Origin of the sequence: Bacillus sp. RO1, from assembly GCF_012524115.1 — a bacterium.
In the GTDB taxonomy this organism is placed as follows: Bacteria; Bacillota; Bacilli; order Bacillales; family Bacillaceae_I; genus Sutcliffiella_A.
This window is the reverse complement of record NZ_JAAZWB010000071.1, coordinates 16698-40190: the sequence shown is the minus strand read 5'-3', so window position 1 is coordinate 40190 and position 23493 is coordinate 16698. Positions and strand designations below refer to the sequence as shown.

29 protein-coding genes are annotated in these 23493 nt (G+C 42.2%); all 29 read left to right on the top strand.

Annotated features, from left to right (window positions below; all coding sequences use genetic code 11):
• The first annotated feature begins 25 nt into the window (after positions 1-25).
• The 29 genes from rpoB (at position 26) to secY (ending at position 23446) form a co-directional block, all read left to right on the top strand.
• Positions 26-3583, top strand: a complete 3558-nt coding sequence (rpoB, locus tag HC179_RS10515; protein ID WP_060666610.1) for a DNA-directed RNA polymerase subunit beta — start codon at positions 26-28, stop codon at positions 3581-3583.
• Positions 3584-3649: 66 nt separating this feature from the next.
• The gene (gene rpoC / locus HC179_RS10510; RefSeq protein WP_168864272.1) at positions 3650-7246 is read left to right on the top strand and encodes a DNA-directed RNA polymerase subunit beta'; all 3597 of its coding nucleotides are present in this window, start codon (positions 3650-3652) and stop codon (positions 7244-7246) included.
• A gap of 127 nt (positions 7247-7373) precedes the next feature.
• Positions 7374-7622, top strand: a complete 249-nt coding sequence (locus HC179_RS10505; protein WP_010191478.1) for a 50S ribosomal protein L7ae-like protein — start codon at positions 7374-7376, stop codon at positions 7620-7622.
• Between the two features lie 102 nt (positions 7623-7724).
• Positions 7725-8147, top strand: coding sequence for a 30S ribosomal protein S12 (gene rpsL / locus HC179_RS10500; RefSeq protein WP_010191479.1), 423 nt, complete (start codon positions 7725-7727; stop codon positions 8145-8147).
• 49 nt (positions 8148-8196) lie between these two features.
• On the top strand, positions 8197-8667 hold the full coding sequence (gene rpsG / locus HC179_RS10495; protein WP_010191480.1) for a 30S ribosomal protein S7: 471 nt from the start codon (positions 8197-8199) through the stop codon (positions 8665-8667).
• A 90-nt stretch (positions 8668-8757) separates the two neighbouring features.
• Positions 8758-10836: an elongation factor G gene (gene fusA, locus HC179_RS10490; protein WP_168864271.1), complete on the top strand. Its 2079-nt coding sequence runs from the start codon at positions 8758-8760 to the stop codon at positions 10834-10836.
• 111 nt (positions 10837-10947) lie between these two features.
• On the top strand, positions 10948-12138 hold the full coding sequence (gene tuf, locus HC179_RS10485) for an elongation factor Tu (protein WP_168864270.1): 1191 nt from the start codon (positions 10948-10950) through the stop codon (positions 12136-12138).
• Between the two features lie 847 nt (positions 12139-12985).
• Positions 12986-13294, top strand: a complete 309-nt coding sequence (rpsJ, locus tag HC179_RS10480; protein ID WP_010191483.1) for a 30S ribosomal protein S10 — start codon at positions 12986-12988, stop codon at positions 13292-13294.
• 37 nt (positions 13295-13331) lie between these two features.
• On the top strand, positions 13332-13952 hold the full coding sequence (gene rplC, locus HC179_RS10475) for a 50S ribosomal protein L3 (RefSeq protein ID WP_168864269.1): 621 nt from the start codon (positions 13332-13334) through the stop codon (positions 13950-13952).
• 25 nt (positions 13953-13977) lie between these two features.
• Positions 13978-14601 (top strand): 50S ribosomal protein L4, encoded by a 624-nt coding sequence (gene rplD / locus HC179_RS10470; protein WP_088016681.1) that lies wholly within the window; start codon positions 13978-13980, stop codon positions 14599-14601.
• A complete protein-coding gene (rplW, locus tag HC179_RS10465; protein WP_010191491.1) occupies positions 14601-14888 on the top strand; it encodes a 50S ribosomal protein L23 in 288 nt (95 codons plus the stop codon). Before rplD ends, rplW begins: the two co-directional genes overlap by 1 nt.
• Before the next feature lie 38 nt (positions 14889-14926).
• Positions 14927-15757 carry a 50S ribosomal protein L2 gene (gene rplB, locus HC179_RS10460; protein ID WP_148990122.1) on the top strand — a complete coding sequence of 277 codons (831 nt, stop codon included), beginning with the start codon at positions 14927-14929 and terminating at the stop codon, positions 15755-15757.
• 57 nt (positions 15758-15814) lie between these two features.
• Entirely contained in the window at positions 15815-16093 is a 279-nt protein-coding gene (gene rpsS / locus HC179_RS10455) for a 30S ribosomal protein S19 (protein ID WP_168864268.1), read from the top strand.
• A gap of 19 nt (positions 16094-16112) precedes the next feature.
• Positions 16113-16454, top strand: coding sequence for a 50S ribosomal protein L22 (gene rplV, locus HC179_RS10450; RefSeq protein ID WP_010191496.1), 342 nt, complete (start codon positions 16113-16115; stop codon positions 16452-16454).
• A 3-nt stretch (positions 16455-16457) separates the two neighbouring features.
• The gene (gene rpsC / locus HC179_RS10445; protein ID WP_060666603.1) at positions 16458-17114 is read left to right on the top strand and encodes a 30S ribosomal protein S3; all 657 of its coding nucleotides are present in this window, start codon (positions 16458-16460) and stop codon (positions 17112-17114) included.
• Positions 17115-17116: 2 nt separating this feature from the next.
• A complete protein-coding gene (gene rplP / locus HC179_RS10440) occupies positions 17117-17551 on the top strand; it encodes a 50S ribosomal protein L16 (protein WP_010191498.1) in 435 nt (144 codons plus the stop codon).
• Positions 17541-17741 (top strand): 50S ribosomal protein L29, encoded by a 201-nt coding sequence (gene rpmC / locus HC179_RS10435; protein ID WP_010191499.1) that lies wholly within the window; start codon positions 17541-17543, stop codon positions 17739-17741. Before rplP ends, rpmC begins: the two co-directional genes overlap by 11 nt.
• 20 nt (positions 17742-17761) lie before the next feature.
• Positions 17762-18025, top strand: a complete 264-nt coding sequence (gene rpsQ, locus HC179_RS10430; protein ID WP_060666602.1) for a 30S ribosomal protein S17 — start codon at positions 17762-17764, stop codon at positions 18023-18025.
• 42 nt (positions 18026-18067) lie between these two features.
• Positions 18068-18436, top strand: coding sequence for a 50S ribosomal protein L14 (gene rplN, locus HC179_RS10425; RefSeq protein ID WP_010191501.1), 369 nt, complete (start codon positions 18068-18070; stop codon positions 18434-18436).
• Positions 18437-18473: 37 nt separating this feature from the next.
• Complete coding sequence (gene rplX, locus HC179_RS10420; RefSeq protein ID WP_010191502.1) at positions 18474-18785, top strand: 50S ribosomal protein L24; 312 nt, start codon at positions 18474-18476, stop codon at positions 18783-18785.
• A 26-nt stretch (positions 18786-18811) separates the two neighbouring features.
• On the top strand, positions 18812-19351 hold the full coding sequence (gene rplE, locus HC179_RS10415) for a 50S ribosomal protein L5 (protein WP_168864267.1): 540 nt from the start codon (positions 18812-18814) through the stop codon (positions 19349-19351).
• Positions 19352-19381: 30 nt separating this feature from the next.
• A complete protein-coding gene (locus tag HC179_RS10410) occupies positions 19382-19567 on the top strand; it encodes a type Z 30S ribosomal protein S14 (protein ID WP_060666600.1) in 186 nt (61 codons plus the stop codon).
• A 30-nt stretch (positions 19568-19597) separates the two neighbouring features.
• A complete protein-coding gene (rpsH, locus tag HC179_RS10405) occupies positions 19598-19996 on the top strand; it encodes a 30S ribosomal protein S8 (RefSeq protein ID WP_010191507.1) in 399 nt (132 codons plus the stop codon).
• Between the two features lie 31 nt (positions 19997-20027).
• Positions 20028-20564, top strand: coding sequence for a 50S ribosomal protein L6 (rplF, locus tag HC179_RS10400; RefSeq protein ID WP_168864266.1), 537 nt, complete (start codon positions 20028-20030; stop codon positions 20562-20564).
• Positions 20565-20599: 35 nt separating this feature from the next.
• Complete coding sequence (gene rplR, locus HC179_RS10395) at positions 20600-20959, top strand: 50S ribosomal protein L18 (RefSeq protein WP_060666598.1); 360 nt, start codon at positions 20600-20602, stop codon at positions 20957-20959.
• A 20-nt stretch (positions 20960-20979) separates the two neighbouring features.
• Positions 20980-21480 carry a 30S ribosomal protein S5 gene (rpsE, locus tag HC179_RS10390; protein WP_060666597.1) on the top strand — a complete coding sequence of 167 codons (501 nt, stop codon included), beginning with the start codon at positions 20980-20982 and terminating at the stop codon, positions 21478-21480.
• Positions 21481-21493: 13 nt separating this feature from the next.
• Complete coding sequence (gene rpmD, locus HC179_RS10385) at positions 21494-21676, top strand: 50S ribosomal protein L30 (RefSeq protein ID WP_060666596.1); 183 nt, start codon at positions 21494-21496, stop codon at positions 21674-21676.
• Between the two features lie 34 nt (positions 21677-21710).
• A complete protein-coding gene (gene rplO, locus HC179_RS10380; protein ID WP_060666595.1) occupies positions 21711-22151 on the top strand; it encodes a 50S ribosomal protein L15 in 441 nt (146 codons plus the stop codon).
• Positions 22151-23446 carry a preprotein translocase subunit SecY gene (secY, locus tag HC179_RS10375; protein ID WP_168864265.1) on the top strand — a complete coding sequence of 432 codons (1296 nt, stop codon included), beginning with the start codon at positions 22151-22153 and terminating at the stop codon, positions 23444-23446. Before rplO ends, secY begins: the two co-directional genes overlap by 1 nt.
• Positions 23447-23493: the final 47 nt, after the last annotated feature.

Genomic DNA, 23493 nt, shown 5'->3' with positions numbered 1-23493 from the left:
ACGCTTGATACGAGGGGTGAATCAGTTGACAGGTCAACTAGTTCAATACGGACGACACCGCCAACGCAGAAGTTATGCTCGCATTAGTGAAGTATTAGATTTACCAAATCTAATAGAGATTCAAACATCTTCTTATCAATGGTTCCTTGATGAGGGGTTAAGAGAAATGTTTCATGACATTTCCCCGATTGAAGACTTCACAGGAAATCTATCTTTAGAATTCATCGACTATAGCTTAGGGGAACCTAAATATTCTGTTGAAGAATCAAAGGAAAGAGATGTTACATACTCAGCTCCTTTACGTGTGAAGGTTCGTCTCATTAACAAAGAAACTGGTGAAGTTAAAGACCAGGATGTATTTATGGGTGATTTCCCGTTGATGACGGATACTGGTACGTTCGTTATTAATGGTGCAGAACGTGTTATTGTATCTCAGTTAGTGCGTTCTCCAAGTGTGTATTACAGCGGAAAAGTAGATAAAAATGGTAAAAAAGGCTTTTCGGCTACTGTTATTCCAAACCGTGGTGCATGGTTAGAATACGAGACTGACGCTAAAGATGTTGTATATGTTCGTATAGATCGTACTCGTAAACTACCAGTAACGGTTCTTTTGCGTGCTCTTGGATTCGGTTCCGACCAGGAAATCATTGATCTTCTTGGCGAAAACGAGTACCTTCGCAATACTTTAGATAAGGATAACACAGAAAGCACAGAAAAGGCATTACTAGAAATATATGAGCGTCTACGCCCTGGTGAACCACCAACGGTTGAAAACGCAAAAAGTTTATTAGAGTCTAGATTTTTCGACCCTAAACGCTATGATTTGGCAAGTGTTGGAAGATACAAGATTAATAAAAAGCTTCATATCAAGAACAGACTTTTCAATCAACGTATTGCTGAAACACTTGTAGACCCAGAAACTGGGGAAATCATTGTAGAAAAAGGTACGCTATTAGATCGTAGAACTTTAGATCGCATTTTACCTAACATTGAAGATGGTATCGGCCTGACTTCTTTCCATCCGCACGGTGGAGTAGTAGAAGATGAAGTGCCTATGCAATCTATTAAGATATATGCACCAAATGATGCAGAAGGTGAAAAAGAAATCGTCGTTTTAGGCAACGGTTTTATTGAAGAAAAAGTAAAGCATATCGCTCCTGCGGATATCATTGCTTCTATCAGTTACTTCTTTGACCTTCTACATGGTGTAGGCGATACAGATGATATTGATCACCTTGGTAACCGTCGTTTACGTTCTGTTGGAGAACTTCTTCAAAATCAGTTCCGTATCGGTTTATCCAGAATGGAGCGTGTAGTTCGTGAGAGAATGTCCATCCAGGACACGAACACCATCACTCCGCAACAATTGATCAACATCAGACCTGTTATTGCATCTATTAAAGAGTTCTTCGGAAGCTCTCAGTTATCTCAGTTCATGGATCAAACGAATCCATTAGCTGAATTGACACATAAACGTAGATTGTCTGCGCTTGGACCTGGTGGTTTGACGCGTGAGCGTGCCGGCTTTGAAGTACGTGACGTTCACTACTCTCACTATGGCCGTATGTGTCCGATCGAGACTCCTGAGGGACCAAACATCGGTTTGATCAACTCCCTTTCCTCTTTTGCGAAAGTAAATAAATTTGGTTTCATCGAAACTCCTTACAGAAGAGTTGACCCTGAAACGGGCCGCGTAACAGACCAAATTGATTACTTGACTGCAGATGAAGAAGATAACTATGTAGTGGCCCAAGCAAATGCCCGTCTTGGTGAAGATGGTACATTCTTGGATCAAAATGTTGTTTCCCGTTTCCGCGGAGAGAACACGGTTGTTGTAAGTGAGAGAATCGACTACATGGACGTTTCTCCTAAGCAGGTTGTATCTGCTGCGACAGCTTGTATTCCTTTCTTGGAAAACGATGACTCCAACCGTGCCCTAATGGGAGCGAACATGCAACGTCAAGCTGTACCTTTATTGCAACCGGAATCCCCGATTGTTGGTACTGGGATGGAGCACGTTTCCGCAAAAGACTCCGGTGCTGCCGTTATCTGTAAACACCCTGGTGTTGTAGAGCGAGTAGAAGCCCGCGAAGTTTGGGTGCGTCGTATGGAAGAAGTCGACGGACAACAAGTTAAAGGCAACCTTGATAAGTACAGAATGCTTAAATTCATTCGTTCCAACCAAGGTACTTGTTATAACCAACGTCCGATTGTTTCCGTTGGTGACGTTGTAACAAAAGGAGAAATCCTTGCAGACGGTCCATCCATGGAAAAAGGTGAATTGGCACTTGGCCGTAACGTAATGGTAGGTTTCATGACATGGGACGGATATAACTATGAGGATGCTATCATCATGAGTGAGCGTCTGGTAAAGGATGATGTGTACACTTCCATTCATATTGAAGAATATGAGTCAGAAGCACGTGACACAAAACTTGGACCAGAGGAAATCACACGTGATATCCCGAACGTCGGGGAAGAGGCACTTAAAAACCTTGACGACCGCGGAATCATCCGAGTGGGTGCGGAAGTAAAAGACGGAGACCTATTAGTAGGTAAGGTAACACCTAAAGGGGTTACAGAACTAACTGCTGAAGAACGTCTATTACACGCAATCTTCGGTGAGAAAGCAAGAGAAGTACGAGATACATCACTAAGAGTTCCACACGGTGGTGGCGGTATCGTACTTGATGTAAAAGTATTCAACCGTGAAGATGGTGACGAATTGCCACCAGGTGTTAACCAACTAGTTCGTGCATACATCGTTCAGAAGCGTAAAATCTCTGAAGGTGATAAAATGGCCGGACGACATGGTAACAAAGGGGTAATCTCCCGTATCTTACCGGAAGAAGATATGCCTTACTTGCCAGATGGAACACCAATTGACATCATGTTAAACCCACTAGGGGTACCTTCTCGTATGAACATCGGGCAGGTATTGGAGCTTCACCTAGGAATGGCAGCAAGAACATTGGGCATCCACGTTGCTTCCGCCGTATTTGATGGCGCGCGTGAAGAAGACGTATGGAGCACACTAGAAGAAGCTGGCATGGCAAGAGATGCGAAAACAGTATTGTATGACGGAAGAACAGGTGAGCCGTTCGACAGCCGTGTATCCGTAGGGATCATGTATATGATTAAACTTGCGCACATGGTTGATGATAAGCTTCACGCACGTTCTACTGGACCTTACTCACTTGTTACACAACAACCACTTGGCGGTAAAGCGCAATTTGGTGGACAACGTTTCGGTGAGATGGAGGTATGGGCACTTGAGGCTTATGGTGCCGCATATACACTACAAGAAATCCTTACAGTTAAATCCGATGACGTAGTAGGACGTGTGAAAACGTACGAGGCGATCGTAAAAGGTGAAAATGTACCTGAACCTGGTGTACCTGAATCCTTCAAAGTATTAATCAAAGAACTTCAAAGTTTAGGTATGGATGTAAAAATCCTGTCAGGCGATGAAGAAGAGATAGAAATGAGAGATCTAGAGGAAGATGAAGAACAAGCTTCCGAAGGTATTTCCCTTGATTCAGATCAAGTAGAAGAAGTAAAAGAAACTGTCGCTAAAGACTGATGGCCAACAGTACTTTAAAGATAAGCATTTGGGTAGAACCTGTAGATTATAAGGGAGGTAGGCCCCTTGCTAGATGTTAATAATTTTGAATACATGAAAATAGGCCTTGCTTCACCCGACAAGATCAGATCCTGGTCTTTCGGGGAAGTCAAGAAGCCTGAGACAATTAACTATCGTACATTAAAGCCAGAAAAAGATGGGTTATTCTGCGAAAGGATTTTCGGTCCGACAAAAGACTGGGAATGTCACTGTGGTAAATACAAGCGTGTCCGTTATAAGGGCGTCGTTTGTGACCGCTGTGGTGTAGAAGTGACAAGAGCAAAAGTACGTCGTGAACGCATGGGTCACATCGAACTTGCTGCTCCTGTATCCCATATCTGGTACTTCAAAGGAATCCCAAGCCGCATGGGTCTTGTTCTTGACATGTCCCCACGTGCGCTAGAGGAAGTTATTTACTTTGCATCTTACGTGGTAACAGAAACAGGCGACACTCCTTTGGAGAAGAAGCAACTGCTTTCTGAAAAGGAATTCCGTGCATACCGTGAAAAGTATGGTCAAACATTCCAAGCTGCCATGGGTGCAGAGGCAATCAAGAAACTTCTTTTTGATATCGACTTAGAAAAAGAAGTAGATACACTAAAAGAAGAGCTTAAAACTGCTCAAGGCCAACGCCGTACAAGAGCAATTAAGCGTCTGGAAGTATTGGAATCCTTCAGAGGATCCGGCAACGAACCATCATGGATGATTCTTGATGTACTTCCTGTCATTCCTCCTGAATTACGTCCAATGGTGCAATTGGATGGTGGTCGATTTGCGACTTCTGACTTGAATGACTTGTATCGCCGTGTAATCAACCGTAATAACCGTTTAAAACGTCTTCTTGACCTTGGTGCCCCAAGCATCATCGTACAGAACGAAAAACGTATGTTACAAGAAGCTGTTGACGCACTTATCGACAATGGTCGCCGTGGCCGTCCAGTAACAGGACCTGGTAACCGTCCATTGAAATCTCTTTCTCACATGCTGAAAGGGAAGCAAGGTCGTTTCCGTCAGAACTTACTAGGAAAACGTGTTGACTATTCTGGTCGTTCCGTTATCGTTGTAGGACCTAACTTGAAAATGTACCAATGTGGATTACCGAAAGAAATGGCCCTTGAGCTATTCAAGCCTTTCGTAATGAAAGAACTTGTAGAACGCGGGCTTGCACATAACATTAAGAGTGCGAAGCGTAAGATCGAACGCGTACAACCCGAGGTTTGGGACGTATTGGAATCCGTTATCAAGGAGCATCCAGTATTACTGAACCGCGCACCAACTCTACACAGACTAGGTATTCAAGCGTTTGAACCTACCCTAGTAGAAGGCCGTGCTATTCGTCTACACCCTCTTGTATGTACTGCATACAACGCGGACTTTGACGGTGACCAAATGGCTGTTCACGTACCTCTTTCTGCGGAAGCACAGGCTGAAGCACGCATCTTGATGCTTGCTGCACAAAACATCCTTAACCCTAAGGATGGAAAACCTGTAGTAACACCTTCCCAGGATATGGTACTTGGTAACTACTACTTAACACTAGAGCGAGAAAATGCTGTAGGTGAAGGAATGGTATTTAAGGATACGAATGAAGCGCTTATCGCTTATTCAAACGGCTATGTACATCTGCACACTCGTGTAGCGGTATATGCAGGTTCCTTAAATAATGAAACATTCACTGAAGAGCAAAAACAAAAGCTTTTAATTACGACAGTAGGGAAGTTGATCTTCAACGAAATCCTGCCGCCGTCATTCCCATACATTAACGAGCCTACAAAGTTCAACTTAGAAGTGAACACTCCTGAGAAGTACTTTGTGGAAAAAGGTGCGAATGTAAAAGAAGCAATCCAAGCACAAGAATTAATCGATCCATTTAAGAAGAAAATCCTTGGTAACATCATCGCGGAAGTGTTCAAACGCTTCAAGATCACGCAAACATCCGAGATGCTTGACCGCATGAAAAACCTTGGATTCCGTTACTCTACTAAAGCTGGTATCACAGTTGGTGTAGCAGATATCGTAGTTCTTAAAGAGAAAGATGAAATCTTGGTGGAAGCACAAACAAAAGTTGATACAGTCCTTAAGCAGTTCCGCCGTGGTTTGATCACTGAGGAAGAGCGCTATGACCGCGTTATCTCCATCTGGAGTGCTGCGAAGGATAAGATCCAAGGGTTGCTAATGGCGTCCTTGCCACGCCTGAACCACATCTTCATGATGAGTGATTCCGGTGCCCGTGGTAACGCATCTAACTTTACACAGTTAGCTGGTATGCGTGGACTAATGGCCAATCCGTCTGGACGTATCATCGAATTACCGATCAAATCCAGTTTCCGTGAAGGTCTAACGGTATTGGAATACTTTATCTCTACTCACGGTGCGCGTAAAGGTCTTGCCGATACAGCACTGAAAACTGCCGATTCAGGTTACTTGACTCGTCGTCTTGTAGACGTGGCACAAGATGTTATCGTTCGTGAGATAGATTGTGGAACAGACCGCGGTCTGCACATCACTGCCCTGAAAGATGGCACAGAAGTAGTAGAAAAGTTAGAAGAACGTTTAGTTGGTCGTTATGCAAGAAAAGCTGTGAAGCACCCTGAAACAGGGGAAGTTCTTGTTGCTGGTAACGATTTAATTACTGAAGACCTTGCAACAACCATCGTAGAAGCAGGCGTGGAAGATGTTTGGATCCGCTCTGTATTTACATGTGACACTCGTCATGGTGTATGTAAAAAATGTTACGGCCGCAACCTTGCGACTGGCTTAGAAGTAGAAGTGGGAGAAGCAGTAGGTATTATCGCTGCCCAATCTATCGGTGAGCCAGGAACTCAGTTGACGATGCGTACATTCCATACAGGTGGGGTTGCAGGAGACGATATCACTCAAGGTTTACCGCGTATCCAAGAGATTTTCGAAGCGCGTAATCCTAAAGGTCAAGCGGTCATTTCTGAAATTGATGGTGTAGTTACTTCCATCAACGAAGGTCGCGACCGTCAGCAAGAAATCACTGTCCAAGGTGAAGTGGAAACGAGAAACTACACAGTACCGTACACTGGTCGCCTTAAAGTCGGCGTAAATTCAGAAGTATCTCGTGGTCAGGAACTAACAGAAGGTTCTATCGATCCGAAAGAACTACTGAAAGTGAAAGATATGGTATCTGTACAGGAGTATCTATTGCTTGAAGTTCAAAAAGTATACCGTATGCAAGGGGTAGAAATCGGTGACAAGCACGTAGAGGTTATGGTTCGCCAGATGCTACGTAAAGTACGTGTTATTGATGCTGGTGATACAGATGTTTTACCAGGAACTCTGCTTGATGTTCACCAATTCACTGATGCAAACGAACGTGTACTTCTTGAAGGTAGAACACCTGCAACTGGACGTCCGGTATTACTTGGTATCACGAAAGCATCTCTTGAAACAGATTCCTTCCTATCTGCAGCATCCTTCCAGGAAACGACTAGAGTCCTGACAGACGCTGCGATTAAAGGAAAACGTGACGAGCTACTAGGTCTTAAAGAGAATGTTATCATTGGTAAACTAGTTCCAGCTGGTACAGGTATGAACCGCTACCGCAAATTCGATCTTACGAAAGAAGTTGGCACAGAAGAACCTGTAACGGTAGAATAAAAGAAAGATTGTCGGGCATCCCCCGACAATCTTTTCAATGTTATTCGATAAAGTGTTGACATTCAAAAATAGAGATGGTAATATAGCAAAGGTGCTTATATAACCTGTTGCTTTGGAGGATATGTTAATGTCTTATGAAAAAGTGATGCAGGCAAACACCTTCATTGTTGGTACCAAACAAACAGTGAAGGCGCTGAAATCCGGAACAGTAAAAGAGGTTGTCATTGCAGAGGATGCTGATGTGATTGTCACACAGAAAGTTGTCCAAACTGCCAATGAGCACAACATACCAGTCTTAAAAGTCGATTCGATGAAAAAACTCGGAAAAGCTTGCGGGATTGAAGTGGGTGCCTCCGCTGTTGCGATCATTCATTAAAAACTGTTTTTGTGAGTGCAGATTCGCAAAGACTTTGTTTTTTACCTAAAAATGAACCACCTGGATATGTGGTCTTAAAACACTAGGAAGGAGGAAATATTAATGCCTACTATTAACCAGTTAGTCCGCAAAGGACGTACAAGTAAAGTTGTAAAGTCAAAATCTCCAGCTTTGAACAAAGGTTATAACAGTTTCAAGAAGGCTCAAACTGATGTGTCTTCACCTCAAAAACGTGGTGTATGTACTCGTGTTGGTACAATGACTCCAAAGAAACCGAACTCCGCATTACGTAAATATGCTCGTGTTCGTTTAACTAACCAAATTGAGGTAACTGCTTATATCCCAGGTATCGGTCACAACCTACAAGAGCACAGCGTAGTATTAATTCGCGGCGGTCGTGTAAAAGACTTACCAGGGGTACGTTACCACATCGTTCGTGGAGCACTTGATACTGCGGGAGTTAACAACCGTATGCAAGGTCGTTCTAAATATGGTACTAAGAGACCAAAAGCACCTAAGAAGTAATAAACTTCAAACTGCTTAACATTAAGTTACCCGAAAGGAGGAAAATAATATGCCACGTAAAGGCCCTGTTGCAAAAAGAGACGTATTACCAGATCCGTTATACAACTCTAAATTAGTAACTCGTCTTGTAAATAAATTAATGATCGATGGTAAGAGAGGAAAATCTCAAGCTATCATCTATAACGCATTCAAACTAGTTGGTGAGCGTTCCGGACAAGAACCTATGGAAGTGTTCGAACAAGCTATGAAAAACATCATGCCTGTTCTTGAAGTTAGAGCACGTCGTGTAGGTGGAGCAAACTACCAAGTACCTGTAGAGGTGCGCCCAGATCGTCGTACAACTCTTGGACTTCGTTATTTAGTTAACTACTCTCGTCTTCGTGGAGAGAAAACGATGGAAGAGCGTTTAGCTAATGAAATCCTTGATGCTGCTAACAACACTGGTGCTTCCGTTAAGAAACGTGAAGATATGCACAAAATGGCAGAAGCAAACAAAGCGTTTGCTCACTACCGCTGGTAAGATCACATATTATCTGGAGCTGTTAAGACAAGTACTTAACAGCTTTCGGTATAAAATTAAATCTAGTTACTTAGGAAGGAGAAATACACTATGGCAAGAGAGTTCTCCTTAGATAAAACACGTAATATCGGTATCATGGCTCACATCGATGCTGGTAAAACAACAACAACTGAGCGTGTTTTGTTCTACACAGGACGTATTCACAAGATTGGTGAAACTCATGAAGGTGCTTCTCAAATGGACTGGATGGAGCAGGAGCAAGAGCGTGGAATCACGATCACATCTGCTGCGACAACAGCTCAATGGAAAGGTCACCGCGTAAACATTATCGATACACCTGGTCACGTAGACTTCACTGTTGAAGTAGAACGTTCCCTACGTGTACTTGATGGTGCGGTAGCAGTTCTTGATGCACAATCAGGAGTTGAGCCTCAAACTGAAACAGTTTGGCGCCAAGCTACAACTTATGGTGTTCCACGTATCGTGTTCGTTAACAAAATGGACAAGATCGGTGCAGACTTCTTATATTCTGTAGGAACTATCCATGATCGACTTCAAGCTAATGCTCATCCAATTCAACTTCCTATCGGAGCTGAAGATGAGTTTGAAGGAATCATCGACTTAGTAGAGATGAAAGCATTCTACTACGAAGATGACTTAGGTACTCGTTCTGAAGCGAAAGATATTCCAGCTGAGTACAAAGACAAAGCAGACGAATATCGTCAACGCTTAGTGGAAGCAGTAGCAGAATTAGATGAAGAATTAATGATGAAATACCTTGAAGGAGAAGAGCTTACTACTGAAGAGTTGAAAGCGACTATCCGTAAAGGTACTTGTGACGTTAACTTCTACCCTGTAATCTGTGGTTCTGCTTTCAAAAACAAAGGTGTTCAATTAATGCTTGACGCTGTTATCGATTACCTTCCAGCGCCAACAGACGTACCTGCAATCAAAGGTATCGTTCCTGACACTGAAGAAGAAGTAACTCGTGAATCTGGAGACGACAACCCGTTTGCTGCTCTTGCATTCAAAGTTATGACTGATCCTTATGTAGGTAAATTAACGTTCTTCCGTGTGTACTCTGGTACATTAAACTCCGGATCTTACGTAATCAACTCTACTAAAGGTAAGCGTGAGCGTGTAGGACGTATCCTACAAATGCACGCAAACAGCCGTGAAGAGATTCCTGTTGTATATTCTGGAGATATCGCTGCTGCAGTTGGTCTTAAAGACACAACTACTGGTGACACACTATGTGACGACAAAAACCAAGTTATCTTGGAGTCCATGGAATTCCCAGAGCCGGTTATCCAATTGTCTGTTGAGCCTAAATCCAAGGCTGACCAAGACAAAATGACAACTGCTCTTCAAAAGCTACAAGAAGAAGATCCTACTTTCCGTGCGCATACAGATCAGGAAACTGGTCAAACAATCATCGCAGGTATGGGTGAGCTTCACCTTGATATCCTAGTTGATCGTATGAAGCGTGAGTTCAAAGTAGAAGCAAACGTTGGTGCACCTCAGGTTGCTTACCGTGAAACGTTCCGTGGATCTGCTAAGGTTGAAGGTAAATTTGCTCGTCAATCTGGTGGACGTGGACAATTCGGACACGTTTGGATCGAATTCGAACCAAACGAAGAAGGAAAAGGCTTCGAATTTGAAAACAAAATCGTAGGTGGGGTTGTACCTCGTGAATACGTACCTGCAGTTCAAGCTGGTCTTGAAGATGCAATGGCGAACGGTGTACTAGCTGGTTACCCTCTAATCGATGTTAAAGCTGCATTGGTTGATGGTTCTTACCATGACGTTGACTCCTCTGAGATGGCGTTTAAAGTAGCTGCATCTTTAGCACTTAAAAATGCAGTATCCAAATGTAACCCTGTAATCCTTGAGCCTGTCATGAAAGTTGAAGTAGTGACACCTGAAGAGTACATGGGAGACATCATGGGTGGTATCACTTCCCGTCGTGGTCGTGTAGAAGGTATGGAAGCTCGCGGTAACGCTCAAGTTGTTCGCGCTATGGTTCCACTATCTGAAATGTTTGGATATGCAACATCCCTACGTTCTAACACACAAGGACGTGGAGTATTCACAATGCATTTCGATCACTATGAAGAAGTACCAAAATCGATTTCTGAAGAAATCATCAAAAAAAATAAAGGTGAATAATTGATTTTCACCTAATCTTGTTTTATAAATAGTATGTAGGTTAATAAGTGGAAATCACTTGTTAATAACATATAAAATAAAAATTAATGAAATTCTAAGGAGGATATAACAATGGGTAAAGAGAAATTCGATAGATCCAAGACTCATGCTAATATCGGTACAATCGGTCACGTTGACCACGGTAAAACAACTTTAACAGCTGCAATCACTACTGTTCTTGCTAAGAAGAGCGGTAAAGGTGCTGCAATGGCATACGACATGATCGATGCTGCTCCAGAAGAAAGAGAGCGTGGAATCACAATTTCTACAGCTCACGTTGAGTACGAAACTGATACTCGTCACTATGCACACGTTGACTGCCCAGGACATGCTGACTATGTTAAAAACATGATCACTGGTGCTGCGCAAATGGACGGTGGAATCCTAGTAGTATCTGCTGCTGACGGCCCAATGCCACAAACTCGTGAGCACATCCTTCTTTCTCGTCAAGTAGGTGTACCTTACCTAGTAGTATTCTTAAACAAATGCGACATGGTAGACGATGAAGAATTATTAGAACTAGTTGAAATGGAAGTTCGTGACCTTCTTTCTGAGTACGATTTCCCTGGAGACGATGTTCCTGTAATCAAAGGTTCTGCTCTTAAAGCTCTTGAAGGAGACGCTGAGTGGGAAGAAAGAATCGTTGAGCTTATGGCTGCAGTTGATGACTACATCCCAACACCAGCTCGTGACACTGAAAAGCCATTCATGATGCCAGTTGAGGACGTATTCTCTATCACTGGACGTGGAACAGTTGCTACTGGACGTGTTGAGCGTGGACAAGTTAAAGTTGGTGACACTATCGAAATCATCGGTTTAACTGAAGAGCCTAAATCTACTACTGTAACTGGAGTAGAAATGTTCCGTAAGCTTCTTGACTATGCTGAAGCTGGAGACAACATCGGTGCACTTCTTCGTGGGGTTGCTCGTGACGACATCCAACGTGGACAAGTATTAGCTAAGCCTGGTACAATCACTCCACACACAAAGTTCAAAGCTGAAGTTTACGTATTATCTAAAGAAGAGGGTGGACGTCACACTCCATTCTTCACAAACTACCGTCCTCAGTTCTACTTCCGTACAACTGACGTAACTGGTATTTGTAACCTACCTGAAGGCATCGAAATGGTTATGCCTGGCGACAACGTTGAGATGACTGTTGAGCTTATCTCTCCAATCGCTATCGAAGAAGGAACTAAGTTCTCTATTCGTGAAGGTGGACGTACTGTAGGCGCTGGTGTTGTAGCGACTATCCAAGAGTAATTTTTGGATCTATCATAGATCTTTTTATAAGCCGGCATCCCAAATGAGGGTTGCCGGTTTTTTTGGTTTTGATTTTAAGGGAGCGGGGGAGGGTGAGGTGCTACCTGGAATACTGGTAATGTTATATACCGAATGAAAAGTAGTCATTAAAAAAAACGTTTAATAATAGTTAGATATTTATAATTAACACCTCGTTTTATGTGCTGCAAAAAACGTTCGGTCACTTTACGCTTTCCTTCGGACAAAAACTACTAACTTAAAGGCGAGGTTCGGTCGATCTATAAGTCTGTTCAGACAACTCTTACTAGAGGTTCGGTCAATTTAATTTTTGTTTCGGTCAAATTCTGAAAAACTTCGGTCAACTATCGGATTTCTTCGGTAAATTTCAAAGAAACTTCGGCTAACTTTACGAAAACTTCGGACAATTGACATTAGCAGCCCTCATCGGTCACTAATAATGATTATACAACCACATCCACCAGTAGCCTCCGGTCAACCACCGAATCACACCCCCATACAACATCATTGATAATATTCAAATTACCCTCTTTCTTCTATATAAATAATATCCACCTTCCACTGGAAAAAACTGAAACAAATTAATCTCTTGCCCACTTGTTGCAATAAACCTCACTTCTCGTTATAATATGAAAAGTGCTCAGAGATATTTATGAAATATAGTTGCATTGTCTATTAACACCATGTATAATAGGTAATGTTGGTCTTTGACTGCGATGATGTGAAAGGTTGCTGGCACACCCGGCCGCTTTGCCATGGCGAGTGTGACAGGTTAATTTTCACGGAGAATGTCTATCAATAATATAGGCGAAAAAAGGAGGGAAAAATAATGGCAAAAGAAAAGATTCGCATTCGTTTAAAAGCTTATGATCACAGAATTCTAGATCAATCTTCTGAGAAGATCGTTGAAACTGCAAAACGTTCAGGTGCAACTGTTTCTGGTCCTATTCCGTTACCAACGGAAAGATCTGTATACACAATCTTACGTGCGGTACACAAATATAAAGATTCTCGTGAGCAATTCGAAATGCGCACTCATAAGCGCTTAATCGACATCATTAATCCAACACCACAAACGGTTGACAGCTTAATGCGTTTAGACCTACCATCTGGTGTAGATATCGAAATCAAGCTTTAATCAATAAATTACTTAATTAATCTAGGAGGTGTGACTGATGACCAAAGGAATCTTAGGAAGAAAAGTTGGTATGACTCAAGTTTTTGCTGAAAACGGCGATCTTATCCCTGTAACAGTAATTGAAGCTACACCAAACGTTGTACTTCAAGTTAAAACTGTTGAAACAGACGGATACGAAGCGGTTCAGATTGGTTTTGCTGACAAACGCGATAAATTAGCGAACAAGCCTTTAAAAGGACACGTTGCTAAAGCGAACACAGCACCTAAGCGCTTCATTCGTGAAATCAGTGGAGCTAACTTAGAAGTTGGTCAAGAAGTCAAAGTTGATATTTTCGCAGAAGGCGATGTAGTAGATGTAACAGGAATCTCAAAGGGTAAAGGTTTCCAAGGCTCAATTAAGCGCCATAACCAATCTCGTGGCCCAATGAGTCACGGTTCCCGTTATCACCGTCGTCCTGGTTCTATGGGACCTGTTGCTCCAAACCGTGTATTCAAAGGTAAACTATTACCTGGACGCATGGGTGGAGAGCGCATTACTATCCAGAACCTTGAGATCGTGAAAGTAGACGTAGAACGTAACCTATTACTTGTTAAAGGTAACGTACCTGGTCCAAAAAAATCTTTAATCACAATTAAAAGTGCTATAAAAGCAAACTAATTGTTTAGGAAAGGAGGAACTACAAATGCCTAAAGTAGCATTATACAACCAAGCTGGCGCAAACGTTGGTGAAGTTGAATTAGCAGATGCTGTATTCGGTATTGAGCCAAATAACAGCGTATTGTTCGATGCGATCGTTATGCAAAGAGCATCTCAACGTCAAGGTACTGCAAAAGTAAAAGGACGTTCTGAAGTAGCAGGTGGTGGACGCAAACCATGGCGTCAAAAGGGTACTGGTCGTGCTCGTCAAGGATCTATCCGCTCTCCACAATGGCGTGGTGGTGGTATCGTATTCGGTCCTACACCAAGAAGCTACAGCTACAAACTTCCTAAGAAAGTTCGTCGCTTAGCTATCAAATCTGCACTATCATCTAAGGTATTAGAAAACGAACTATTAGTATTAGAAGGATTAGCTTTTGATGCACCAAAAACAAAAGAAATGACTTCTGTATTAAAAGGTTTAGAAATCAATCGTAAAGCGTTGATCGTAACAGCTGACGCTGACGAAAACGTTGCTTTATCTGCTCGTAACATTCCTGGAGTAACAGTTGTTACAGTAACTGGTGTGAACGTATTAGACGTTGTTAACCACGATAAAGTAATCTTTACGAAAGACGCTGTTCAAAAATTAGAGGAGGTGCTTGCATAATGAGAGATCATCGTGATGTTCTTAAGCGCCCCGTGATTACTGAGCGTTCTACAGATTTAATGACTGAAAAGAAATATACTTTTGAAGTAGATGTTAGAGCTAATAAAACTGAAGTTAAAGATGCTGTTGAAGCGATCTTTGGCGTAGATGTTGAAAAAGTAAACATCATGAACTACAAAGGTAAATTCCGTCGTGTAGGTCGTCATAGCGGATTAACTAACCGTCGTAGAAAAGCTATCGTAACTTTAAAAGCTGATAGCAAAGAAATCGAATTCTTCGAGGTTTAATACAAAAATAAAAACATCATCGAAAAGGAGGGAACATGATGGCGATTAAAAAATACAAACCAACCTCTAATGGACGTCGTGGCATGACAGTTTCTGATTTTGCTGAGATCACTACAGACAAACCAGAAAAAAGCTTGCTTCAACCGTTACACAGAAAAGGTGGTCGTAATAACCAAGGTAAATTGACTGTACGTCACCAAGGTGGTGGACACAAACGTCAATACCGCGTCATCGACTTTAAACGTGATAAAGATGGTATACCAGGACGCGTTGCTACAATCGAGTACGATCCTAACCGTTCCGCTAATATCGCGTTAATCAACTATGCAGATGGGGAAAAGCGTTACATCCTAGCTCCTAAGAACTTAGAAGTGGGAATGACTGTAATGGCTGGTCCTGAAGCAGACATCAAAGTAGGAAATGCATTACCACTAATCAACATCCCAGTTGGTACTGTAATCCACAACATCGAGTTAAAACCAGGTAAAGGTGGACAATTAGTTCGCTCTGCAGGAACTTCTGCTCAAGTACTTGGTAAAGAAGGTAAATACGTACTTGTACGTTTAACTTCTGGTGAAACTCGTATGATTCTATCCACTTGCCGCGCTACTGTAGGTCAAGTTGGTAACGAACAACACGAACTTATCAACATTGGTAAAGCAGGACGTTCTCGTTGGATGGGTATTCGCCCAACTGTACGTGGTTCTGTAATGAACCCTAACGATCACCCACACGGTGGTGGTGAAGGACGTTCTCCAATCGGACGTAAGTCACCTATGACTCCTTGGGGCAAACCGACTCTTGGATTCAAAACTCGTAAGAAAAAGAACAAGTCTGACAAATTTATCGTTCGTCGTCGTAAAAAATAACGGGGTTGTACTACGGTTCAACGGAGCCGTAGAGCAATCACGAAGGGAGGTTTCCACATGGGTCGCAGCTTGAAAAAAGGGCCTTTTGTAGATGATCATTTAATGAGCAAGATCGAAAAGTTAAATGAAACTGAGGGTAAACAAGTTGTAAAAACTTGGTCTCGTCGTTCTACTATTTTCCCACAATTTATCGGACATACAATCGCTGTATATGATGGCCGTAAACACGTACCTGTATATGTGACAGAAGACATGGTAGGTCACAAGCTTGGAGAATTCGCTCCATCTCGTGCTTACAAAGGTCACGGTAATGATGATAAGAAAACAAAACGCTAATTAGAGAGGAGGCTTTTACATGCAAGCTAAAGCTGTTGCAAGAACAGTTCGTATTGCTCCTCGTAAAGCTCGTCTAGTTATGGATTTAATTCGAGGCAAGCAAGTAGGCGAAGCGGTAGCTATTTTGGCATTAACTCCAAAAGCTGCTTCACCAGTAATCGAAAAGGTTCTAAAGTCCGCTATTGCAAATGCAGAGCACAATTTTGAAATGGACGCAAACTCACTAGTTGTAACAGAGGCATACGTTAACGAAGGTCCAACTTTGAAACGTTTCCGCCCTCGTGCAATGGGTCGTGCGAGCCAAATTAACAAACGTACTAGCCACATTACAATCGTGGTATCAGAAAAGAAGGAGGGATAACCAGTGGGTCAAAAGGTAAATCCGATCGGTCTTCGTGTAGGAGTCATTCGTGATTGGGAGTCCAAATGGTACGCAGGTAAAGATTATGCTAACCTGCTGCATGAAGACATCAAAGTTCGCGAATACATCGCAAAACGTCTAAATGACGCATCTGTTTCTAAAGTAGAAATCGAACGTGCTGCAAACCGTCTGAACGTTACTGTTCACACTGCTAAGCCAGGTATGGTTATTGGTAAAGGTGGTACGGAAGTTGAAGCATTACGTAAAGCACTTAACCAATTAACTGGTAAACGTGTACACATCAACATCTTAGAGGTTAAGAGAGCAGATCTTGACGCTAAATTAGTAGCTGAAAACATCGCTCGTCAATTAGAAAACCGCGTATCTTTCCGTCGTGCTCAAAAGCAATCACTTCAACGTGCAATGCGCGCTGGTGCGAAAGGTATTAAAACGATGGTTTCTGGTCGCTTAGGCGGAGCAGATATCGCTCGTTCTGAACATTATAGTGAGGGTACAGTTCCACTTCATACTCTTCGCGCTGATATTGACTATGGTACAGCAGAAGCTGATACAACTTACGGTAAATTAGGTGTGAAAGTATGGATCTACCGTGGAGAGGTCCTTCCTACGAAGAAGAAAACTGAGGAAGGAGGAAAATAATTATGTTATTACCAAAACGCGTAAAATATCGCCGCGAACACCGTGGAAAAATGCGTGGTAAAGCGAAAGGCGGTACTGAAGTACATTTCGGAGAGTTCGGATTACAATCTCTTGAAGCTTCTTGGATCACAAACCGTCAAATCGAAGCTGCGCGTCGTGCGATGACTCGTTATATGAAACGTGGCGGTAAAGTTTGGATTAAAATTTTCCCTTCAAAACCATACACTGCAAAACCTCTAGAGGTCCGAATGGGTTCCGGTAAAGGTGCTCCAGAAGGATGGGTAGCAGTTGTTAAACCTGGAAAGGTTATGTTTGAAATTTCAGGTGTATCTGAAGAAGTAGCTCGTGAAGCTCTGCGTTTAGCTATGCACAAGTTGCCAGTTAAATGTAAGTTCGTAAAACGTGAAGAAATTGGTGGTGAATCTAATGAAAGCTAATGAACTACGCGACTTAACCACTGCCGAGATTGAACAAAAAGTGAAATCTTTAAAAGAAGAGTTATTTAACCTACGCTTTCAATTAGCGACTGGTCAATTAGAAAACACTGCTCGTATTCGCGAAGTACGTAAGTCAATCGCTCGTATGAAAACAGTAGTTCGCGAGAGAGAGATCGCTTCTAACAAATAATCAAGAGGAGGTTCGCGAAAATGAGTGAACGTAACCAACGTAAAGTTTACACTGGTCGTGTTGTTTCCGATAAAATGGATAAAACAATCACTGTACTAGTTGAAACTTACAAAACTCACCCACTCTACGGCAAACGTGTTAAGTACTCTAAAAAGTACAAAGCGCATGATGAGAATAGCACAGCTAAAACTGGCGACATCGTAAAAATCATGGAGACTCGTCCATTATCTTCTACGAAGCGTTTCCGTTTGCTAGAGGTTGTAGAGAAAGCTGTAATTATCTAATATATAAGTTCGGATATTTAATTCCGAAGGGAGGTACCATGCATGATTCAACAAGAATCTCGTTTGAAAGTTGCTGATAACTCAGGTGCTCGTGAAGTGCTTGCTATTAAAGTACTAGGTGGATCTGGTCGTCGCTACGCTAACATTGGTGATGTTATTGTTTGTACAGTGAAACAAGCAACACCAGGAGGCGTTGTTAAAAAAGGTGACGTAGTGAAAGCTGTTGTAGTACGTACAAAGCGCGGAGTTCGTCGTAATGACGGTTCATACATCCGTTTCGATGAGAACGCATGCGTAATCATCAAGGATGATAAGAGCCCTCGTGGAACTCGTATCTTCGGACCAGTTGCACGTGAACTACGTGATAACAACTACATGAAGATTGTATCTTTAGCTCCAGAAGTTCTGTAATAAATCGAAAAGATGTTTGTCAAGGAGGTGCGAAAGGATGCATGTCAAAAAAGGTGATAAAGTTGTAGTTATCTCTGGTAAGGATAAAGGGAAGCAAGGAGTTATTCTTGAATCTTATCCTAAGAAAGACCGTGTTCTTGTAGAAGGTATCAACGTGATCAAAAAGCACGCTAAACCATCTCAAGAAAATCCTCAAGGTGGAATCATCAACCGTGAGGCACCTATTCATGTATCAAACGTTATGCCTTTAGATCCTAAGTCCGGTGAACCGACTCGTGTAGGATACAAGGTAGTAGACGGTAAAAAAGTACGTGTTGCAACAAAATCAGGTGAACAATTAGATAAATAGAACGTTTAAGAAAGGAGGTACTTTTGATGAACCGCCTAAAAGAAAAGTATCAAAGCGAAATTATTCCTGCTCTAATGGGCAAGTTTAACTATAAATCTGTGATGCAAGCTCCTAAGCTTGAAAAAATCGTTATCAACATGGGTGTTGGTGATGCAGTAGCAAACTCTAAGGCTTTAGACGCAGCTGTTGAAGAGTTAACTTCAATCACTGGTCAAAAACCTGTTGTAACAAGAGCGAAAAAATCTATCGCTGGTTTCCGTCTTCGTGAAGGAATGCCTATCGGTGCGAAAGTTACATTACGCGGCGAGCGTATGTACGAATTCCTAGATAAGTTAGTATCTGTTTCCCTACCACGTGTTCGTGACTTCCGTGGAATCTCTAAAAAGTCTTTCGACGGTCGTGGAAACTACACTCTTGGAGTGAAAGAACAACTTATCTTCCCTGAAATTGATTACGATAAAGTTAGCAAGGTTCGTGGTATGGATATCGTTATCGTTACTACTGCTAACACTGATGAAGAAGCTCGTGAGCTTTTAACATCATTCGGAATGCCATTCCAAAAATAATACCAGCGTGTGGTAGAGGGAGGCGAAAATGTGGCTAAAAAATCAATGATTGCGAAACAAAAGCGCACACCAAAATATAACGTGCAGGCTTACACTCGTTGCGAACGTTGTGGACGTCCCCACTCTGTAATCCGTAAGTTTAAGCTTTGCCGTATTTGTTTCCGTGAATTAGCTTATAAAGGCCAAATTCCTGGCGTTAAAAAAGCAAGTTGGTAAAACCCGATAATTGGGAAGGAGGTAAATTAAATGGTTATGACAGATCCTATTGCAGATATGCTTACTCGCATCCGCAATGCGAACATGGTACGTCACGAGAAGCTTGAACTTCCTGCTTCTAAAATCAAAAAAGAAGTTGCTGAAATCTTAAAGCGTGAAGGTTTCGTACGTGACGTAGAATTTATCGAAGACAACAAACAAGGTATCATTCGTATTTTCTTGAAATACGGTGCAAACAACGAGCGTGTTATTACTGGTCTTAAGCGTATCAGTAAGCCTGGTCTTCGTGTTTATGCAAAAGCAAATGAAGTACCTCGTGTATTAAACGGTTTAGGTATTGCGATCATCTCTACTTCTCAAGGTGTTATCACTGATAAAGAAGCTCGTCAAAAACAAGCTGGTGGAGAAGTATTAGCATACGTTTGGTAATAAATTTCTTTAAATGAACGGAGGTGTAACTATGTCACGTGTAGGTAAAAAACCTATTGAAATCCCAGCTGGGGTTACAATTACAAACGACAACAACACAGTTACCGTAAAAGGTCCTAAAGGTGAATTAACTCGTACATTCAGCCAAGATATGGCTATTACAGTTGAAGAGAACGTATTAACAGTAGTACGTCCTTCTGAAAGCAAAGAACACCGTACAATCCACGGAACAACTCGTGCACTTTTAAACAACATGGTTCAAGGTGTTACAACTGGTTTCGAAAGAGGATTGGAACTTATCGGGGTAGGTTACCGTGCATCTAAGCAAGGTAACAAACTAGTTCTTAACGTTGGTTACTCTCATCCAGTTGAGATCACTCCTGAACAGGGGATCGAAGTGGAAGTACCGGCAAACACAAAGATCGTTATTAAAGGTATTGATAAAGAGCGCGTAGGTGCTTTAGCAGCTAACATTCGTGACGTTCGCCCACCAGAGCCTTACAAAGGTAAAGGTATTCGTTATGAAGGTGAACAAGTACGTCGTAAAGAAGGTAAAACTGCTAAGTAATACGGCATAAGCAGATAGAAAGGAGTGACTGCACGATGATTACAAAACCTGATAAGAATTCTACTCGTAAGAAAAGACACACTCGTGTTCGTGCTAAGTTATCAGGAACTGCAACTCGTCCACGTTTAAATGTGTTCCGTTCCAACCAACACATTTACGCTCAAGTGATCGACGATACTAACGCTGTAACAATCGCAAGTGCTTCTACACTTGATAAAGATGTAACAGCAAACGGTAGCAACGTTGAGTCCGCTAAAGCAGTTGGAGAACTTGTTGCAAAGCGCGCAATTGAAAAAGGAATCAAATCAGTAGTATTCGACCGCGGTGGATACTTATATCACGGCCGTGTGAAAGCATTAGCAGATGCTGCACGTGAGGCTGGTCTAGAATTTTAATCGACAAAGGAGGGACACTGATGCGTCGTATTGATCCAAACAAATTAGAACTTGAAGAACGCGTTGTTACGGTTAACCGCGTTGCGAAAGTAGTAAAAGGTGGACGTCGTTTCCGCTTTGCTGCTCTTGTAGTAGTAGGAGATAAAAACGGTAATGTTGGTTTTGGTACTGGTAAAGCTCAAGAGGTACCTGAAGCAATCCGTAAAGCAATTGAAGATGCGAAAAAGAACTTGGTTGCTGTACCTATCGTTGGTACAACAATTCCTCACCAAGTACTTGGTGAGTTCGGTTCTGGTGAAATCCTATTGAAACCTGCTTCTGAAGGTACTGGGGTTATCGCTGGAGGACCAGTTCGTGCGGTACTTGAGTTAGCGGGTGTTCAAGACATCCTTTCTAAATCTTTAGGATCTAACACACCAATCAACATGATCCGTGCAACACTTAACGGATTAAAGCAATTGAAACGTGCAGAGGACGTTGCTAAATTGCGTGGTAAAACGGTAGAAGAACTGTTAGGATAAGGAGGGAAACAAAATGGCGAACAAATTAGCAATCACCCTCACTCGCAGTGTAATCGGTCGTCCACAAGATCAACGTGCGACTGTTCAAACTCTTGGTTTGAAAAAGATGCACCAAACAGTTGTCCATGAGGATAACGCAGCTATCCGTGGAATGATTAACAAGGTATCTCACCTTGTTACTGTGAAAGAGCAATAAATAGAAACGGTTTTTTAAATAAGGAGGTGCCACAATGAAACTTCATGAGTTAAAACCTAACGAAGGATCTCGTAAAGAGCGCAACCGTGTAGGTCGCGGAACTGGTTCTGGTAACGGAAAAACTTCTGGTAAAGGTCATAAAGGTCAAAATGCACGCTCTGGCGGTGGCGTTCGTCCTGGATTCGAAGGTGGTCAAACACCTCTATTCCAACGCTTACCTAAGCGCGGATTCACGAACATCAATCGCAAAGAGTATGCAATCATCAACCTTGATGCTTTAAACCGCTTTGACGAGGGAACTGAAGTTACTCCTGAATTACTTGTTGAAACAGGTTTAGTTAGCAAATTAAACGCTGGTCTTAAAGTATTGGGTAACGGTTCTATCGAGAAAAAGCTTACAGTACGTGCTCATAAATTCTCCTCAGCAGCTAAGGAAGCTATCGAAGCAGCTGGCGGTTCAGTTGAGGTGATTTAATGTTCCAGACATTCTCCAATTTTATGCGCGTGGGTGATATAAGAAAGAAAATTGTCTTCACCCTATTAATGTTAGTAATTTTCCGTATCGGTACGTTTATCCCAGTACCAGGGGTGAACTCTGACATTTTGAAATTCCAGGATGAACTTAGTGTTTTTGGTATCCTGAATACTTTTGGTGGTGGAGCTCTTCAGAACTTCTCTATTCTAGCCATGGGTGTAATGCCATACATCACAGCGTCCATCATCGTGCAGTTATTGCAAATGGATGTTGTTCCGAAATTTACGGAGTGGTCAAAACAAGGAGAAGCTGGACGTCGCAAATTAGCTCAATTCACTAGGTATTTCACCATTGTACTTGGTTTCATCCAGGCAATTGGTATGTCTATCGGGTTCAATACAATGGCCAATGGTCAACTGATTATGAATCCGACTTTCACTACTTATCTGCTTATAGCATTAGTGTTAACAGCAGGAACTGCATTCTTGATGTGGCTTGGTGAGCAAATCACGGCACATGGCGTAGGAAACGGAATCTCCATTCTTATCTTCGCTGGTATCGTATCTGCAATACCAACTGGCGCAAATCAGATTTATGCATCTTTGATCCAGGATGCTGGTGATCAGTTGTTCTTAAATCTTGTTATTGTTGCACTCATCATCCTTGCGATCTTAGCTGTAATCGTAGGTGTTATCTTCATTCAGCAAGCGTTACGTAAAATTCCGATTCAGTATGCGAAGAAGACGGCAGGTCGCGCTCCTACTGGTGGAGGACACACTACACACTTACCTTTAAAGGTTAATGCAGCAGGGGTAATTCCGGTTATCTTTGCAGTATCCTTTATCATTACACCACCGACAATCGCTTCATTCTTTAGCGAGAATGCTGTGACTAGATGGATTATTAGTACGTTTGACTACACGAATCCAATCGGTATGGTTGTATATGTAGCTCTTATAATTGCCTTCACTTACTTCTACACATTTGTTCAGTCTAATCCTGAACAGATGGCAGAAAACTTAAAGAAACAAGGCGGATATATCCCAGGAATTCGTCCTGGTTTAAATACTCAGGAATATTTGACAAAGATTATTTACCGACTAACATTTGTTGGTGCATTATTCTTAGCAGCTATTTCTATCCTACCTATCATCTTTATGAGCTTTGCCGGTCTTCCTGCAGCAGTGCAGATTGGCGGTACTAGTTTACTAATCGTCGTAGGTGTAGCACTTGAGACGATGAAGCAACTAGAAAGCCAGTTAGTGAAGCGTCATTATAAAGGGTTTATCAAGTAATGAAGTAATTGGGATAACATTATCCCAATATACTTCACAAGATACTG

Coding starts and splice junctions, on each gene's coding strand:
- rpmD (WP_060666596.1), top strand. CDS start 21,494: ATGGCGAACAAATTAGCAATCACCCTCACTCGCAGTGTAATCGGTCGT.
- rpmC (WP_010191499.1), top strand. CDS start 17,541: ATGAAAGCTAATGAACTACGCGACTTAACCACTGCCGAGATTGAACAA.
- rplV (WP_010191496.1), top strand. CDS start 16,113: ATGCAAGCTAAAGCTGTTGCAAGAACAGTTCGTATTGCTCCTCGTAAA.
- rpsG (WP_010191480.1), top strand. CDS start 8,197: ATGCCACGTAAAGGCCCTGTTGCAAAAAGAGACGTATTACCAGATCCG.
- rpsL (WP_010191479.1), top strand. CDS start 7,725: ATGCCTACTATTAACCAGTTAGTCCGCAAAGGACGTACAAGTAAAGTT.
- rplP (WP_010191498.1), top strand. CDS start 17,117: ATGTTATTACCAAAACGCGTAAAATATCGCCGCGAACACCGTGGAAAA.
- rpsJ (WP_010191483.1), top strand. CDS start 12,986: ATGGCAAAAGAAAAGATTCGCATTCGTTTAAAAGCTTATGATCACAGA.
- rplD (WP_088016681.1), top strand. CDS start 13,978: ATGCCTAAAGTAGCATTATACAACCAAGCTGGCGCAAACGTTGGTGAA.
- rplE (WP_168864267.1), top strand. CDS start 18,812: ATGAACCGCCTAAAAGAAAAGTATCAAAGCGAAATTATTCCTGCTCTA.
- tuf (WP_168864270.1), top strand. CDS start 10,948: ATGGGTAAAGAGAAATTCGATAGATCCAAGACTCATGCTAATATCGGT.
- secY (WP_168864265.1), top strand. CDS start 22,151: ATGTTCCAGACATTCTCCAATTTTATGCGCGTGGGTGATATAAGAAAG.
- rplF (WP_168864266.1), top strand. CDS start 20,028: ATGTCACGTGTAGGTAAAAAACCTATTGAAATCCCAGCTGGGGTTACA.
- rplX (WP_010191502.1), top strand. CDS start 18,474: ATGCATGTCAAAAAAGGTGATAAAGTTGTAGTTATCTCTGGTAAGGAT.
- rplW (WP_010191491.1), top strand. CDS start 14,601: ATGAGAGATCATCGTGATGTTCTTAAGCGCCCCGTGATTACTGAGCGT.
- rpsE (WP_060666597.1), top strand. CDS start 20,980: ATGCGTCGTATTGATCCAAACAAATTAGAACTTGAAGAACGCGTTGTT.
- rplR (WP_060666598.1), top strand. CDS start 20,600: ATGATTACAAAACCTGATAAGAATTCTACTCGTAAGAAAAGACACACT.
- rplN (WP_010191501.1), top strand. CDS start 18,068: ATGATTCAACAAGAATCTCGTTTGAAAGTTGCTGATAACTCAGGTGCT.
- HC179_RS10505 (WP_010191478.1), top strand. CDS start 7,374: ATGTCTTATGAAAAAGTGATGCAGGCAAACACCTTCATTGTTGGTACC.
- rplC (WP_168864269.1), top strand. CDS start 13,332: ATGACCAAAGGAATCTTAGGAAGAAAAGTTGGTATGACTCAAGTTTTT.
- rplO (WP_060666595.1), top strand. CDS start 21,711: ATGAAACTTCATGAGTTAAAACCTAACGAAGGATCTCGTAAAGAGCGC.
- rpsS (WP_168864268.1), top strand. CDS start 15,815: ATGGGTCGCAGCTTGAAAAAAGGGCCTTTTGTAGATGATCATTTAATG.
- rpsH (WP_010191507.1), top strand. CDS start 19,598: ATGGTTATGACAGATCCTATTGCAGATATGCTTACTCGCATCCGCAAT.
- rplB (WP_148990122.1), top strand. CDS start 14,927: ATGGCGATTAAAAAATACAAACCAACCTCTAATGGACGTCGTGGCATG.
- fusA (WP_168864271.1), top strand. CDS start 8,758: ATGGCAAGAGAGTTCTCCTTAGATAAAACACGTAATATCGGTATCATG.
- rpsQ (WP_060666602.1), top strand. CDS start 17,762: ATGAGTGAACGTAACCAACGTAAAGTTTACACTGGTCGTGTTGTTTCC.